Genomic DNA, 14,499 nt, shown 5'->3' on the forward strand with positions numbered 1-14,499 from the left:
ACCCGGTGGGCTGGAGCAACGGGCCGCCTACCTGGGCGGAACTGGAGCGGGTGCTGTCGGGGCGGCCCGGCCGGACCAACCCGGACGCGATGTACCCCGGCGACGGCGGCGACAGCCCGGCCTGGTCGCGCAAGCGCGGTGACTACCTGGCCGAGCCGGTCCGGCCCGCCGGCGGGCCGACGGTGCCGTACGCCGAACTGCACGCGCACTCGGCCTACAGCTTCCTGGACGGCGCGAGCCAGCCGGAGGAACTGGTGGAGGAGGCCGTGCGACTCGGCCTCGAAGCGATCGCGCTCACCGATCACGACGGGTTCTACGGGACCGTGCGTTTCGCGGAGGCGGCCAGGGAATGGGGGATGCCGACGGTCTTCGGGGCCGAGTTGTCGCTGGGCACCCAGCCTGCCGAAGGAACTCCGGTCAACGGGCGGGCACGCAGGGGAGCCGAGCGGCGCCCCCGTGGTTCGCGGGTCAGTAATTCGGAATCCATTGAGCAGCTTGGTGATTCGACTGTGGCACGCGGGCACGTCGACGCACCGGATTCCATGCCGCGTACCGGCGCACCTGATCCCGCCGGACCGCACCTGCTGGTGCTGGCCCGCGGTCAGGAGGGCTACCGCCGACTATCCAGGGAGATCGCGGCCGCCCACATGGCAGCGGGGGAGAAGGGCATCCTCCGCTACGACCTCGACGCGCTCACCGCGGCCGCCGCGGGACAGTGGCAGATCCTCACCGGCTGCCGGAAAGGCCACCTGCGGCAGGCCCTCGCGGATGATTTACGTTCGGGCAGTAGCCGTCTCGTGCGGTCCGAGGCCGCGCTGCGCGATCTGACGGAGCGGTTCGGCACCGACCGGGTGAGCGTGGAACTCACCCACCACGGTATCCCGGAGGACGACGAGCGCAACGCTCACCTCATCGCCCTGGCCGACCGCCTCGGCCTCCCCGTACTCGCCACTACCGGAGCACATTTCGCCGCGCCGGGCCAGCGCCGCCGCGCCATGGCGCTCGCGGCGATCAGGGCCAGGCAGAGTTTGGACGAGATCGCCGGCTGGCTGGCCCCGGCCGGCGGCGCGCACCTGCGTTCCGGCGCGGAGATGGCGTGGCTGTTCGCCGACTGCCCGCAGGCGGTGGCCAACGCGGCTGAGCTGGCCCGCGAATGCGCCTTCGACCTGAAGCTGATCGCGCCGAAGCTGCCGCCGTTCGACGTGCCCGCCGAACACGACGAGAAGTCTTGGCTGCGTGCACTCACCCTCAAGGGTGCCGCGGCCCGCTACGGACCGCCGGAGCGAAACCCGCAGGCGTACCGGCAGATCGAGCACGAGCTCGCGGTGATCGACAAGCTGGAATTCCCCGGCTACTTCCTGGTGGTGCACGACATCGTCACCTTCTGCCGGGACAACGACATCCTCTGCCAGGGCCGGGGTTCGGCGGCGAACTCGGCCGTCTGCTACGCGATCGGCATCACCAATGTCGACCCGGTCACCAACAACCTGCTGTTCGAACGCTTCCTCTCGCCGGAGCGCGACGGACCACCCGATATCGATGTCGACATCGAATCCGACCGCCGTGAGGAGGCCATCCAGCACGTCTACCGCAAGTACGGCCGCGCGTACGCCGCCCAGGTGGCCAATGTGATCACCTATCGCGGCAAGTCCGCGGTCCGCGATGCCGCACGCGCACTGGGCTTTTCGCCGGGACAGCAGGACGCTTGGAGCAAACAGGTGAGCCGATGGACCGGAGTCGGCTCCGAGGACGATACCGACATTCCCACTGAGGTGCTGCAGCTGGCATCCGAAATAGAAGGCCTGCCAAGGCATCTCGGCATCCACTCCGGCGGCATGGTGATCTGCGACCGCCCCATCGCCGACGTCTGCCCGGTGGAATGGGCGCGCATGCCCGGCCGCAGCGTGCTGCAGTGGGACAAGGACGATTGTGCCGCCATCGATTTGGTGAAGTTCGACCTGCTCGGGCTCGGCATGCTCTCCGCGTTGCACTACATGATCGACCTGGTGCGCGAGCACACCGGCGTGATCGTCGAGCTGCACAAGCTCGACCTGAAGGAAGCCGCCGTCTACGAAATGCTGTGCCGCGCCGACTCGGTGGGCGTCTTCCAGGTGGAGTCGCGCGCGCAGATGGCCACGCTGCCCCGGCTGAAGCCGCGCGAATTCTACGACCTGGTGGTGGAGGTGGCATTGATCCGGCCGGGCCCGATCCAGGGCGGTTCGGTGCATCCCTACATCCGGCGGCGCAACGGCGACGAGGAGGTGGCCTATGACCATCCGGCACTGGAGAATTCGCTGTCCCGCACGCTCGGCGTCCCGCTGTTCCAGGAGCAGCTCATGCAGATGGCCGTCGACGTCGCGGGCTTCACCGCCGCCGAGGCCGACCAGCTGCGCCGCGCGATGGGTTCCAAGCGCTCGCCGGAACGCATGGAGGGGCTCAAGGAACGCCTCTACCAAGGCATGCGCGACCTGCACGGCATCACCGGCGAGACCGCCGACCGCATCTACGAGAAGCTCTACGCCTTCGCGAATTTCGGCTTCCCGGAAAGCCATTCGCAGAGCTTCGCCTCGATCGTGTTCTATTCGTCGTGGTTCAAGCTGCACCATCCCGCCGCCTTCTGCGCCGGTCTGCTGCGCGCGCAACCGATGGGCTTCTACTCCCCGCAATCCCTGGTCGCCGACGCGCGCAGGCACGGAGTCCTGGTGCACGGCCCCGACATCAACGCCAGCCGTGCCGAACCCACCCTCGAACACGACGGCACCCAGGTGCGCCTCGGCCTGGCCTCGATCCGGCACATCGGTGCCGACCTCGCCGAAAAGATCGTCGCCGTACGGGATCAGGGGCCATACACCTCCTTCCTCGACTTGACCGGACGCGTGGAACTCACTGTCGTGCAAGCGGAATCGCTCGCCACCGCGGGCGCGCTCGGCGGTCTCGGCAGCACCCGCCGGGCCGCACTGTGGGCCGCGGGCGCCGCCGCGGGCGAACGCCCGGATCGGCTGCCCGGCACCGGCGCCGCCACCACCGCCCCCGTGCTGCCCGGCATGAGCGACCTCGAACTGGCCGCCGCCGACGTCTGGGCCACCGGCGTCTCACCGGGCAGCTACCCCACCGAATTCCTGCGCCCACAGCTCGACGCCCTCGGCGTTATTCCCGCCGCGGGCTTGCTTGCCGTCCGCGACGGATCGCGAGTTCTCGTCGGCGGCGCGGTAACCCACCGCCAACGCCCCGCCACCGCCGCGGGCGTCACCTTTCTCAATCTGGAAGACGAGACCGGCATGGTGAACGTCGTCTGCTCGGTCGGTCTGTGGGCCCGCTTCCGCCGCCTGGCGCAGAGCGCTCCCGCCTTGCTCATCCGCGGTCGCGTGCAGAACGCCGAGGGCGCGGTCAGCGTCGTCGCCGAACACCTGCAGCGGATGGACCTGCGCGTCGACTCGAAGTCGCGCGACTTCCGCTGATCCGCCACTTTTAGAAAAGGGTTAGAAGGGCTCTAGAGAACGGTTACGTCCGGCTATTTGCGCAGCCAGAGCGGCTACTGTGCGAATTATGCGGAAGCTTGCTGTGCTGTGCATCGGTCTGCTCGGTCTGACGTTGCTCGTCGGCTGCGGCAGTGACACCGACAACGCGAAGAGAGTCCCGCCGCCATCCGGCCGGCCGGAGAGTTACGCCACCGTGGAACCCGCCCCCGCGTCGGCGCCACCGGCGCTGCGCGACCAGGGGCCCGCGCGTAAAGACAACAACGCCGGTGGCGAAACGGTCACCACGCGTAAGGAAGTCGTCACCGGCAGCGTCGAGATGACCGCGGGCAAACCGATCGACACGGCGAGCAAGATCGCCGACCGGGTGCGCGAGGTCGGCGGCCGGATCGACAGCCGGACCGAACAGCCCGGCACCGACGACGCCGATCCCAGCGCCACACTCACCATCCGGATCCCCGCGGACAAGACCGACACGTTCATCGACGGACTCGGCGGCCTCGGCAAGGTCACCCGGGTGCACACCAACCGCGACGACGTGACCATGCAGTGGGAAGATCTGGACGCCAAGATCAAGGCGCTGCAGGCCTCCGTCGACCGGCTGCGCGGGCTCATCGCCGGCGCGACCAACACCGCCGACCTGATCAACGCCGAGCAGGCGCTGTCCAGCCGTCAGGGCGAACTCGACAGCCTGACCGCGCAGAAGCGGCACCTCGACGACGAGGTCGCGCTGTCCACGCTCAACATCGACATCACCACCGCGACCACCAAGGCCCAGGAGGATCGCGCGGACAACTTCTGGGAGGGCATCGTCACGGGCTGGCACTCGCTGGTGGATTGGCTGAAGGACGCGGTCGTGTTCACCGGTAAGGCGCTGCCGTGGCTCGGCTTCCTGGTGGTGCTGGCCGCCGTGATCTGGGGCGTGGTGCGGACGGTGTTGCGGCGCAAGAAGAGTGGCGCAGCCGGTCCGACACCGAGTCCGGTGGCCGCGAGTGGCTCGACGGCCGCGGCGGGCGCCGAGAGCTCGGCCGGCGCTGGAAACTCGGCGAGCACCGGAAGCCCCTCGGGCGCAGGGAGTTCGGCAGAATCGGAGTCCTGAGCACAGAAGCTCGGCGTGCCCGGCGATCGAGGGCGGGCACGCCGAGATTTTCGTGCGGTTGATGGACAGCGCTGAAGCCGTACAACTTACGGCTTGCGCGGCAAGCCTGCTCACACCCCGCCGGGAAAGCCGATCTGGCGCCAGGCTTCGTAGGTCGCGACTGCCGCCGCGTTGGACAGGTTCATCGACCGGCGGCCGGGCAGCATCGGGATGCGCAGCTGGCCGGTGACATGTGGATCGTCGAGCACCGCTGCGGGTAGCCCGGTCGGCTCGGTACCGAACAGCAGCACATCACCTTCGCGGTAGTCCACCTCGGTGTAGTGCGTCGTCGCGTGTGTGGTGAACGCGAAAACCCGCTCCGGCCGCACCGACTCCCACGCCGTCGCCAGATCCTTGTGCACCGTCACCGACGCCAGATCGTGGTAATCCAACCCGGCCCGCCGCAGCTTCGCCTCCGAAAGATCGAACCCCAGCGGTTCGACCAAATGCAGCTCACACCCGGTTCCCGCGACCAGGCGTATCGCATTGCCGGTATTTCCGGGGATCGCGGGCTCATGAAACATCAGTCGGAACACGGCAGACAGTCAATCAGGCGCCGAACCGGCCGCCGCGCCGACCTAGTTCGCCGGGCGTTCCGGCAGTGCGCACATCCCGCCCTCGGCCATGCCGGTCGGGCGCACGCCGAGGCCCTGGTTGAGGCGGGCGCGCTGGTTTTCCCAGGCGATGGCGGCGGCGAGTTCGGCGAGCTGGGCTTTCGACAGGTGCGTCAGCAGGGTGGCGCGCAGGTCGCCGAGGTCGACGGCGGGGGTGGCGGTCATCGCCTCGGCGAAGGCGATGACGAGCTTTTCCAGGTCGGTGTAGGCGTCGCTGGTCCGGTAGCGCGGCAGGTCGGTGAGTTGTTGCTCGGTGAGGCCGGCGGACTGGGCCAGCGCGGAGCCGATGTCCAGGCAGAACTCGCAGTTCACCAGCCCCGCGGTCTTCAGCTCGGCCAGCTCTTTGAGCTTCGGGTCCAGTCGGTTGGCGAACAGCAGCGCCGACTCGAACACCATGGTGCTGAACAAGATTTGTGGTCGGCGCAGCAGCCAACCGGCCAGATCGGGCCGGTTCCGCTTCGCTTTCCGCATTGCCTTCAAGTAGTGCCGGATCCGTGTCAAGGCTCTCATCTACCCCACCCTCCTGAATCGGATCATTCGACTCTACCTTCAAACTACGTTCTGTAGTAGAGCTTTGGATGTCGAAACCCTTGCGCGACAGGCGGCCGCCGCCGAGTGAGCCTGTCGACGGCGCGGCGCGGGGGAGTCTGTAAGAATCGGGGGGTGACCGATGCCGACACGACCACCGCGGACCAGCGGGCAGGCAGCAACCTGGGCGCCCAGTTCCTGCGCTGCCACCTGCCGATGGTCGTCGTGACGCTGGTCATCGCGGTGGCGATCGTGTTCGTGGCCCAGGATCGGTGGCGCCGCGGCGCGCTGTTCTTCGGCGGCGCGACCTTGCTCGCCGCGGCGTTCCGCCTGTGCCTGCCGACCGCGCGGGTGGGCTTGCTCGCCGTGCGCAGCAAGCCCTTCGACGTCGGCGCGCTGACCCTGCTCGGCTCCGCCATCGTCTTCATCGCCGCCACCATCAACACCCTCGGCGTCGGTTAGCCCGCCCGGTAACCGTTGGCGCGCAAGGGGTCTGCCGCGTACTGCTCCGTGAATGCCGCCCGCTCGCGGGGACGGCGACCCGGGTGCGGTGGGGTGGTATCGCTGTAACCGACTGCGACCAGCACCGCGATGGCCAACTCGTCGCGGTCGCCGATGCCGATGGCCTGCTTGACCAGGTCGGGGTCCCAGCCGTTCATCGGGGCCGAGGCCAGGCCGAGGCTGGTGGCGGCGAGCATGACGTAGGTGGCCGCGATCATCGCGTTCTTCACGGCGTTCTCGCGCAGCAGCCCGCGTTCCCGCAGCGCGTGGAACTCGCTGCGCGAGTTGAACATCGCGGTGAACTCGGCGTTCCACGCGCCGTTGCGGCCCGCCAGTTCGGCGATGTCGGCATTGCCGTCCTGCCAGGCCGTCGGATCGGCGACGAAGACCAGGACGACCGGTGCCTCCAGCGGCTGCGGCTGGCCGAACGCGGCCTCCGACAACGCCTGCCGCCCGGCTTCGCTGGTCACCACGACGATCGAGCGGTCCTGCATGTTCCATGCGCTCGGCGCCTGCACCGCAAGATCCAGCAGTTCATCGATCAGCTCCGGCGCGATGGATGCGGGCTGAAAGTGGCGTGTGGTGCGGCGGGCGCGGATCGCGGCGGGAACCGAAAGTGTCTGTATTTCCATAATTCTTACTATCGGAGAGTGACACTCCAATAGGAAGAAGGCACTTAATTGTGCGTTACACTCGCGAAGGTGCGCACGCTCATCGATGGCTCCGATCTACCCGCCGACATCTACTCGGCCAAATGTCCCACCCGTCATGTGCTCGACCGCCTCGCGGGCAAGTGGACGGTGCTGATCGTCGATGCCCTGGCCGACGGCACCATGCGCTACACCGATCTGTACAAGCGCATCGAAGGCGTCTCGCAGAAGATGTTGACGCAGACCCTGCGCGAGCTGGAGAACGACGGATTCCTCACGCGCACCGTGCATCCCACCGTGCCGCCGCGGGTCGAGTACACCCTCACCGAACTCGGCCATAGTTTGCGTACACCCATTGCGGCACTGCGCGATTGGATCGAAACCAACATCAACCTGATCGAACAGGCGCGCCGCTCGGCCGCTCGCTGACGCGGGCAGACCTACGTCATCCGGCGCCGGGATCGCGGATTCCGTTGCGGTGGAAACCAATTCGGCGCACCACCCGCCGCACCCCTCGATGCGGCGGGCGAGGCCCGAAACTCAAGCGGGCTCGGCGACCAGCGCCGCGCGCCCGGATCGACTGCCGTACAACGCGCGCGCCTCGGCCGGAGTGACTGTCGCCAACCGGGCCGGCGGCTGCGCGTTGATGTGCTCCTTCAGGATCTGCCCCGCCAGCGGCGCGATGAACGGCGCCGCGACCAGCAGTCCGAACGAGTTGAACCGGCTGAATCCCCAGACCAGCACCTTGGCGGGCAGCCGGACCGCGAGATCGACGATGCCCCACCGATCGAAACGCCCGAGCTTGCGCATCCACTTCGGCAGCGTCGCGACCGACGCCAGCGAAAGCAGCCTGCTGCCAATGAAATACGAGATACCCGCACCATTGCGCGGTGAGGTCCACAGCAGGTGGTGCATGCCTTCCTCGGCCCGTTCCGAGGTGCACAGGCGCGGGCGGACTCGCTCGTAATACGCGCGAACCTCCTCGCGCGAGCGCGGCACATCCTCCGGCTTGCAGGTCTGCAGCTCGGCCGCGATCGCGCACTCCTGCCAGAAGCGCGTCTCCTCTTCCGGTGTCAGGCCGGGCCCGAACATTTCGTACGCCTTGAGCACCGAGTGCCATCCGGTGATGTGGATCCACAGCTGGGTGTCCGGGCTGTTCGCGCTGTAGCGGTTCCCGCTGATCGGTTCGATGCCGGTCATCGGCGCGTGGATCTGCATGAGGTGCTCGGCCGCCTGGATAGCGGTGCGTCCGTCGGCGATCGCGGCGATCAGGAAGTAGGAGAAGGTGTGATCGAGGCGCTTGCGCGGGTCACTGTAGATGCCGCGCGAGTCGGCGACGGCCGCGGTGAGGAACGGGTCGAAGTGCTCGAGTACGACGGCGCGCTGGAAGCCGATGACCGCGGTCGGCGCGGTCCAGACCTTCCAGCTGGGCGAATCGGGGCCGAAGAACCCGTAATCGTCCCGGCGCAGGGTGGTCGGATCGAAGTGCATCACGTGCTCCTTTGCGGTGATCGCCCCGGCACCGGGGGTGAATACAACGCAACCGTAGCAATTGCTGGCAATGAATACAACGGTTGCGTAGCATTTGTGTCGGACGGGATGCGGGATCGAGACCGGGATGCTGTCAGGATGGACCGCATGGAGGTGCAGCGGCAGTGACGACATCGCGTACCGCGGCGGATAAGCCGCGCAGGCGCTACGCGCCACGCCTGCCGCCGGAGCAGCGCCGGGCCCAGCTGCTCGACGCCGCCTTCGCGGTGCTGAGCCGGATGGAACTGCACGAGCTGAGTATGGAGGCGGTCGCCCAGGAGGCGGGCGTCGGCAAGCCGGTGCTCTACACCGTCTTCAAGACCCGCGCGGAACTCGTTGCGGCGCTGCTGGAACGGGAACGCGAACGCGGCCTCGAACAGGTCGCCGAGACGCTGCCGACCGACCTGATGGGCGCCGACCCGGTCGTCGCCGCCTCGGCCACCGTCGAGGCGTTCGTCGGTGTGGCACTGGAGAATCCGACCCGCTGGCGGCTCATCCTCGCCGGTCCGGGCAACGCCCCCGACGAATACCGTGAGGCACTGCGCAATTCGCGCGCCGGCATCTTCGACCAGGCCGAGGCCCTGGTCCGCGTCGGCACCGCACTCGAACCCCGGTGGGCCGGAGTCGATTCCGGCTTGCTGACCAACTCGCTGCTGCAGGTCGCCGAAATGCTCGGCCGTCTAGCCGTCAGCGAGCCCGACGAATACCCTCGTGAACGCCTCCAAGGATTCGTCCACGCCATCGTCCAACTACTGGTCGGCGCACCCACCACCGACTAGCCGCGGCGAGAACCGCCGCGCGCGAGGTGGATTCAGCGGGTGGGCTGACGGCTCTGCTGAGCCAGCCGCATGGTTTCGGTCAGCAGCTTGGACACAGCCGCTGCCTCGGTGAGGAAGCCGTCGTGTCCGTCGCGCGAGTGCACGACCTCCAGACCGTCGCAGCCCGGCAACCCCTCGGCCAGTTCCTGCTGCGTGCGCAGCGGGTACAGCCGATCGGAGTCGACGCCGCCGACCACGCACGGCACCGGCGTCGCGGCCAGTGCCGCGCGCACGCCGCCGCGGCCGCGGCCGATGTCGTGCCGGTTCATCGCCTCGGTCAGCAGCACGTAGGTGCCGGGATCGAAACGCCCGCAAAGCTTGTCGGCCTGGTGGTCCAGGTAGCTCTGCACCGCGTACCGGCCGCCGCGCCACGGATCCTCGGCGCCCTGCGCGCCGTTCTCGAACCGGTGGTCCAGCTCGTCCTCGGTGCGGTAGGTGAGGTGCGCGATGCGCCGGGCGATGCCCATGCCGGTCATCGGCGCGCGGTCGGTGTCGTGATAATCGCCGCCCTGCCAGTCCGGATCGGCCTTGATCGCCGCGATCTGGGTGGTCTGGGTGCCGATCTGGTCCGCGGTGGCGCGCGCGCCGACGGCCAGCACCAGCGCGGAGCCGACTCGATCCGGCGCGCCGACCATCCACTCGAGTACCCGCATACCGCCCATCGACCCGCCGACCACGGCGGCCAGCCGCTCGATGCCGAGCAGGTCGATCAGCGCCGCCTCGGCGGCCACCTGGTCACGGATGGAGATTTCCGGAAACCGTGCGCCCCAAGGCTTTCCGTCCGGCGCCAGGGTCGAGGGCCCGGTGCTGCCCTGGCAGCCGCCGAGCACGTTCGTCGCGATCACACACCACTCGTCGGTGTCGAGCGGACAGCCCGGTCCGACCATGCCGTCCCACCAGCCGGGCAGCTGATGAATGTCGTCCGGATGCCCGACCACGTGCGAGTCGCCGGTGAGCGCGTGCTCGACCAGCACCACGTTGTCCAGCGTGGGCGAGAGCTCGCCCCACCGCTGCACCGCGAGATGCACCTGCGGAATGACCGCGCCGCTTTCCAGCCGCACGTCCCCGATGGCGATGATGCCGAGCCGCCCGTCCGGGGGTGGCAGGGCCACCCCGGACGAACGGGCGAAACTCGGTTCGGTACTCAACGTCACGTCGCCGCCGCCGCGAAACCGGCCCGCAGATCGCTCAGGATGTCCTCGATGCCCTCGATCCCCACCGCCAAGCGGACCAGACCCGGAGTGACGCCTGCGAGCAGTTGCTCGTCGGGCGTCAGCTGCGAATGTGTGGTCGACGCGGGGTGAATCACGAGAGAGCGCACATCTCCGATGTTAGCCACATGGCTGTGCAGGGCTAATCCGTCCACGAACTTCTTGCCCGCATCGACACCACCGCGCAGCTCGAAGGCGACGATCGCGCCGGGCCCCTTCGGTGCCAGCTGCTGCGCGCGCTCGTACCAGGGCGAGGTCGGCAGGCCCGCGTAGATGACCTTGGTGACGTCCGGGTGGGTGCTCAGGAATTCGGCCACCGCCTTGGCGTTGGCGACGTGCCGCTCGACCCGCAGGCTCAGCGTCTCGATGCCCTGGCTGATCAGGAACGCGTTGAACGGCGAGATCGCCGAGCCGAGGTCGCGCAGCAGCTGCACGCGGGCCTTGAGTGCGAAGGCGGGCGCACCGAGGTCGGCGAACACCGCACCGTGGTAGCTGGGGTCCGGGGTGGTGAAGCCGGGGAAGCGCGGCTGTCCCTGCGCGTCGGTCACCGTCCAGTCGAAATTGCCGCCGTCGACGAGCACGCCGGCCACCGCCGAGCCGTGCCCGCCGAGGTACTTGGTCGCCGAGTGCACGACGATGTCGGCGCCGTGCGCCAGCGGCTGGATCAGGTACGGGGTCGCCACCGTGTTGTCCACGATCAGCGGCAGCCCGGCCTCGTGCGCGATGGCGGCGATACCGGGGATGTCGAAGATGGCGCTGCTCGGGTTGGCGATGGTCTCGCCGTAGAACGCCTTGGTGTTCGGCCGGATCGCGGCCCGCCACTGGTCCAGGTCGTCGGGATCGTCGACGAAGGACACCTCGATGCCGAGCTTGGGCAGCGAGTAGTGGAAGAGGTTGTAGGTGCCGCCGTAGAGGTGCGGGCTGGACACGATGTGGTCGCCCGAGGACGCCAGGTTCAGGATCGCGAACGTCTCCGCGGCCTGGCCAGAGGCCAGCAGCAGCGCGGCGACACCGCCTTCGAGCGCGGCGACGCGCTGCTCGACGACATCCTGGGTGGGGTTCATGATCCGGGTGTAGATGTTGCCCGGCTCGGCGAGCCCGAACAGCGCGGCGGCGTGATCGGTGTCGCGGAAGGCGTACGAGGTGGTCTGGTAGATCGGCAGGGCCCGGGCACCGGTGGTGCTGTCCGGTGCCTGTCCCGCGTGCACCTGCTTGGTCTCGAAGGACCACTGCGCGGTGGGATCGATATCGGCCGCGGGCACGGTGGAATCACTCATGAGCTTTGCTCCAAAGGAAAAGGTTGTTCGCCAGAACTACGGGGTTATCGGGATTTGGGCGAAGGACAACAACACATTTCGGGAACCTCCTGAAAGCGCGCTTGCTCTCGACCTTCGAGAGCCCGGTCATCACCCGGAGCACCCCACCGCTGCTGGAGGGTTGCCGTCCAGCAAGCCGGGGCTTCGCGCTGGCACTCATGACCTGAAGGCATCATAACCGGACGTCGCGCGACGGTTGAAACCTATGCGCGAACTCAGTCGGAAGCGCTGGTCCGCGCGCCGCCGCAGACCCGGAGGAACTCATCGAAGGCCGCGCAGAACGAGTTCCGGCCCGCCGTCGCGGCCTCGTACAGATCGTCGTAGTCGAACATGCTCTCGCCGCACTCCATGGCGAGGTGGTTGATGAGCTGCCAGGAGCCGAGGATCAGCCGCACCGGGAGCGCGCACGGCGTGGTGGCGAGCCGGTCGGCGACCACCGCGGCGATGGCGATGTTCTTCTTGTCGGCGTGCTCGAGGCTGCGCGCGCTGACCGCAGGACTGCTGCGCACGATCCGCTGCATCTGCTGGAATTGCCGGAACGAGATCGGCCCGCCGCCCGGTTCGCTGACGGCTCGGTCGATCACCTGCAGGAACGCCGAGCGCAGCGATTCCAGTTCGTTGTCGGTGACCGGAAGCCTGCGCAGCGTCTCCGCCACGGCCTGGCCGAAGTCCTGCACCGGCCCGAGGACGATGTCCTCTTTGCTGTCGAAGTACCGGTTGATCGTGCGCGGCGAGACATCCGCGGCGTTGGCGATCTGCTCGACCGTCGTCGCGTCGAAACCCTGTGTGTCGCACAGGTTCAGCCCGACCTCGATGATTCGCAACCGGGTCTGCTGCTTCTTGCGTTCGCGCAGGCCGGGATGCGCGGCGCCCGCAGGAGTTTCGGCTGCGGCACTCGCGCCCGTCGGCGTCGGTGACTCGAGCATGTGCCCACCTTATCGCAACCCAGTGTTTTCGTGTCCGTAACCGTCAAATGTCGTAGCGCGACATTTTTCTCTTGACGCCAAATGTCGTCTGATGACAGGATAGCCAAGCACTTCCTACGAAGAGGAGACGACGGTGACCGAGACTGCGACAGCAGTAGAAGTTCCGGTAAAACAAGGCAGCTCGGCCCGCTGGTTCGCCCTCGGCGTGATCGCATTGGCCCAGCTCATGGTGGTTCTGGACGCCACCATCGTGACCATCTCGCTGCCCTTCGCCCAGGCTGATCTCGGCATCAGCGACGGCAACAAGCAGTGGATGCTCACCGCTTACACGCTGATCTTCGGCGGCTTGCTACTGCTCGGCGGCCGGCTGGCCGACTACCTGGGCCGGCGCCGGATGTTCATCATCGGCCTGGTCGGCTTCGCCGCCGCGTCGGCACTTGCCGGTCTCGCGCAGAACGGCGCGGAGATGTTCGCCGGGCGCGCGTTGCAAGGCGCGTTCGCGGCCTTGCTCGCGCCCGCGGCGTTGTCGCTGCTGTCGGTGACCTTCACCGAGGCGCGTGAGCGGGCCACCGCATTCGGCGTGTTCGCCGGCATCTCGGCCGGTGGCGCCGCGCTGGGCCTGATCGCGGGTGGCGCGCTCACCGAGTACGCCTCGTGGCGCTGGTGCCTGCTGGTGAATACCCCGATCGCATTGCTCGCCCTGGTCGGCGCGCTGGCATGGGTGGTCAAGGACGTGCCCGCGCCACGGACCGGCGGCTACGACGTGCCCGGCGCGGTCACCGTGACGCTCGGCCTGATCGCGATCGTGTACGGCTTCAGCCGCGCCGCCGAGGACGGCTGGCTGGCAGGCAGCACCCTCGGCCTGCTCATCGCGGGTGCCGCGCTGCTGATCGCCTTCGTCGTGATCGAACGGCGCTCGGCCAATCCGCTACTGCCGCTGCATATTCCGGGCGAGATCAACCGAGGCGGCGCGTTCCTGGCCGCGCTGCTGGTGCCGATCGCCATGTTCGCGATGTTCCTGTTCCTCAGCTACTACTTCCAGATCACCCTGGGCTACTCGTCGCTGAAGGCCGGTTTCGCCTTCCTGCCGTTCCCGGCCGGCATCGCCATCTCCGCGGGTGTCACCAGCGCGCTGCTGCCGAAGCTCGGCCCGCGTCCGCTGATGGTGGCCGGTGCGGTGCTCGGGGTGCTCGGCCTGCTGTGGCTGGCCCAGCTCGGCTTCGGCGACAGTTACGCGTCGAGCGTGCTGCCCGCGCAGGTGCTGATCGCGCTCGGCATGGGTCCGCTGTTCGTCGGCATGCAGACCGTCGCGCTGCATCAGGTCGAGGAGGCCGATTCCGGCGTGGCCAGTGCGCTGCTCAACGCGGCGCAGCAGGTCGGCGGCGCGGTCGGCACGGCGCTGCTGACGACCATCTCGGTGCAGACGGCCAAGTCCTACGCGGAGAGTCACGCCACGATCGACAACCTGATCGCCCGCGCCTCGATCCACAGCTACGACGTGGCGTTCTACGTCGGCGCCGGATTCTTCCTGGCCGCCGTTCCGGTGATCGCGTTCATGATCCGGGACCGGCCCGAGAACCTCATCGAGGGTTCCGAGGACGGGGCGCGCCCGGTCCACGTCGGCGTCTGAATTTCGCAGTAATCCCCCTCGGTCCGCGTATCGCCAGTTCGGCGCTGCGCGGACCGTGGTCGTTGGGCGGGGCCGACCTGGGAATTGCGGAATGACCTACCAGTCAGTAAGTTCGTGGGGTTTCTCACTCGGGGGGCTGCCCGCACACCACGATCATCGGC

13 protein-coding genes and 1 riboswitch are annotated in these 14,499 nt (G+C 68.2%); of the genes, 6 read left to right on the forward strand and 7 right to left on the reverse strand.

Annotated features, from left to right (window positions below; all coding sequences use genetic code 11):
- Window positions 1-5 precede the first annotated feature (5 nt).
- On the forward strand, window positions 6-3,458 hold the full coding sequence (locus tag ACFWF1_RS23460) for an error-prone DNA polymerase (RefSeq protein WP_379286595.1): 3,453 nt from the start codon (window positions 6-8) through the stop codon (window positions 3,456-3,458).
- Between the two features lie 88 nt (window positions 3,459-3,546).
- On the forward strand, window positions 3,547-4,575 hold the full coding sequence (locus ACFWF1_RS23465; protein ID WP_379286594.1) for a DUF4349 domain-containing protein: 1,029 nt from the start codon (window positions 3,547-3,549) through the stop codon (window positions 4,573-4,575).
- Between the two features lie 110 nt (window positions 4,576-4,685).
- Here ACFWF1_RS23465 and ACFWF1_RS23470 read toward each other — a convergent pair whose 3' ends face one another.
- A complete protein-coding gene (locus ACFWF1_RS23470) occupies window positions 4,686-5,150 on the reverse strand; it encodes a tRNA (cytidine(34)-2'-O)-methyltransferase (protein WP_379286592.1) in 465 nt (154 codons plus the stop codon).
- Window positions 5,151-5,192: 42 nt separating this feature from the next.
- The gene (locus tag ACFWF1_RS23475; RefSeq protein ID WP_379286591.1) at window positions 5,193-5,738 is read right to left on the reverse strand and encodes a carboxymuconolactone decarboxylase family protein; all 546 of its coding nucleotides are present in this window, start codon (window positions 5,736-5,738) and stop codon (window positions 5,193-5,195) included.
- Window positions 5,739-5,972: 234 nt separating this feature from the next.
- On the opposite strand from ACFWF1_RS23475, the gene ACFWF1_RS23480 reads away from it, so the two are divergent.
- Window positions 5,973-6,218 (forward strand): DUF3017 domain-containing protein, encoded by a 246-nt coding sequence (locus ACFWF1_RS23480; RefSeq protein WP_223885296.1) that lies wholly within the window; start codon window positions 5,973-5,975, stop codon window positions 6,216-6,218.
- Here ACFWF1_RS23480 and ACFWF1_RS23485 read toward each other — a convergent pair.
- Window positions 6,215-6,889 (reverse strand): nitroreductase family protein, encoded by a 675-nt coding sequence (locus ACFWF1_RS23485; RefSeq protein ID WP_379286589.1) that lies wholly within the window; start codon window positions 6,887-6,889, stop codon window positions 6,215-6,217. The genes ACFWF1_RS23480 and ACFWF1_RS23485 overlap by 4 nt on opposite strands.
- Before the next feature lie 69 nt (window positions 6,890-6,958).
- On the opposite strand from ACFWF1_RS23485, the gene ACFWF1_RS23490 reads away from it, so the two are divergent.
- The gene (locus ACFWF1_RS23490; RefSeq protein WP_379286587.1) at window positions 6,959-7,336 is read left to right on the forward strand and encodes a winged helix-turn-helix transcriptional regulator; all 378 of its coding nucleotides are present in this window, start codon (window positions 6,959-6,961) and stop codon (window positions 7,334-7,336) included.
- A 111-nt stretch (window positions 7,337-7,447) separates the two neighbouring features.
- Here ACFWF1_RS23490 and ACFWF1_RS23495 read toward each other — a convergent pair whose 3' ends face one another.
- On the reverse strand, window positions 7,448-8,398 hold the full coding sequence (locus ACFWF1_RS23495) for an oxygenase MpaB family protein (protein WP_379286586.1): 951 nt from the start codon (window positions 8,396-8,398) through the stop codon (window positions 7,448-7,450).
- 164 nt (window positions 8,399-8,562) lie between these two features.
- Between ACFWF1_RS23495 and ACFWF1_RS23500 the strand changes: the two genes are divergently transcribed.
- A complete protein-coding gene (locus ACFWF1_RS23500) occupies window positions 8,563-9,216 on the forward strand; it encodes a TetR/AcrR family transcriptional regulator (RefSeq protein WP_379286585.1) in 654 nt (217 codons plus the stop codon).
- A 32-nt stretch (window positions 9,217-9,248) separates the two neighbouring features.
- On the opposite strand, the gene ACFWF1_RS23505 is transcribed toward ACFWF1_RS23500, so the two are convergent.
- From ACFWF1_RS23505 to ACFWF1_RS23515, 3 genes are all read right to left on the reverse strand, one after another.
- On the reverse strand, window positions 9,249-10,367 hold the full coding sequence (locus tag ACFWF1_RS23505; RefSeq protein ID WP_379286624.1) for a homoserine O-acetyltransferase: 1,119 nt from the start codon (window positions 10,365-10,367) through the stop codon (window positions 9,249-9,251).
- Window positions 10,368-10,405: 38 nt separating this feature from the next.
- Complete coding sequence (locus tag ACFWF1_RS23510) at window positions 10,406-11,743, reverse strand: bifunctional o-acetylhomoserine/o-acetylserine sulfhydrylase (RefSeq protein WP_379286584.1); 1,338 nt, start codon at window positions 11,741-11,743, stop codon at window positions 10,406-10,408.
- Between the two features lie 92 nt (window positions 11,744-11,835).
- Window positions 11,836-11,946: riboswitch (SAM riboswitch) on the reverse strand.
- Between the two features lie 51 nt (window positions 11,947-11,997).
- A complete protein-coding gene (locus ACFWF1_RS23515) occupies window positions 11,998-12,708 on the reverse strand; it encodes a TetR/AcrR family transcriptional regulator (protein ID WP_379286582.1) in 711 nt (236 codons plus the stop codon).
- Between the two features lie 133 nt (window positions 12,709-12,841).
- On the opposite strand from ACFWF1_RS23515, the gene ACFWF1_RS23520 reads away from it, so the two are divergent.
- A complete protein-coding gene (locus tag ACFWF1_RS23520) occupies window positions 12,842-14,338 on the forward strand; it encodes an MFS transporter (RefSeq protein WP_379286581.1) in 1,497 nt (498 codons plus the stop codon).
- Window positions 14,339-14,499: the final 161 nt, after the last annotated feature.

This window comes from Nocardia sp. NPDC060255 (genome assembly GCF_042727395.1).
Taxonomy (GTDB): domain Bacteria; phylum Actinomycetota; class Actinomycetes; order Mycobacteriales; family Mycobacteriaceae; genus Nocardia.

What these genes read in the sequence shown, in the direction of transcription:
- ACFWF1_RS23465 (WP_379286594.1), top strand. Translation starts at nt 3,547, where the DNA reads ATGCGGAAGCTTGCTGTGCTGTGCATCGGTCTGCTCGGTCTGACGTTG.
- ACFWF1_RS23475 (WP_379286591.1), bottom strand. Translation starts at nt 5,738, where the DNA reads ATGAGAGCCTTGACACGGATCCGGCACTACTTGAAGGCAATGCGGAAA.
- ACFWF1_RS23515 (WP_379286582.1), bottom strand. Translation starts at nt 12,708, where the DNA reads ATGCTCGAGTCACCGACGCCGACGGGCGCGAGTGCCGCAGCCGAAACT.
- ACFWF1_RS23495 (WP_379286586.1), bottom strand. Translation starts at nt 8,398, where the DNA reads ATGCACTTCGATCCGACCACCCTGCGCCGGGACGATTACGGGTTCTTC.
- ACFWF1_RS23485 (WP_379286589.1), bottom strand. Translation starts at nt 6,889, where the DNA reads ATGGAAATACAGACACTTTCGGTTCCCGCCGCGATCCGCGCCCGCCGC.
- ACFWF1_RS23480 (WP_223885296.1), top strand. Translation starts at nt 5,973, where the DNA reads ATGGTCGTCGTGACGCTGGTCATCGCGGTGGCGATCGTGTTCGTGGCC.
- ACFWF1_RS23510 (WP_379286584.1), bottom strand. Translation starts at nt 11,743, where the DNA reads ATGAGTGATTCCACCGTGCCCGCGGCCGATATCGATCCCACCGCGCAG.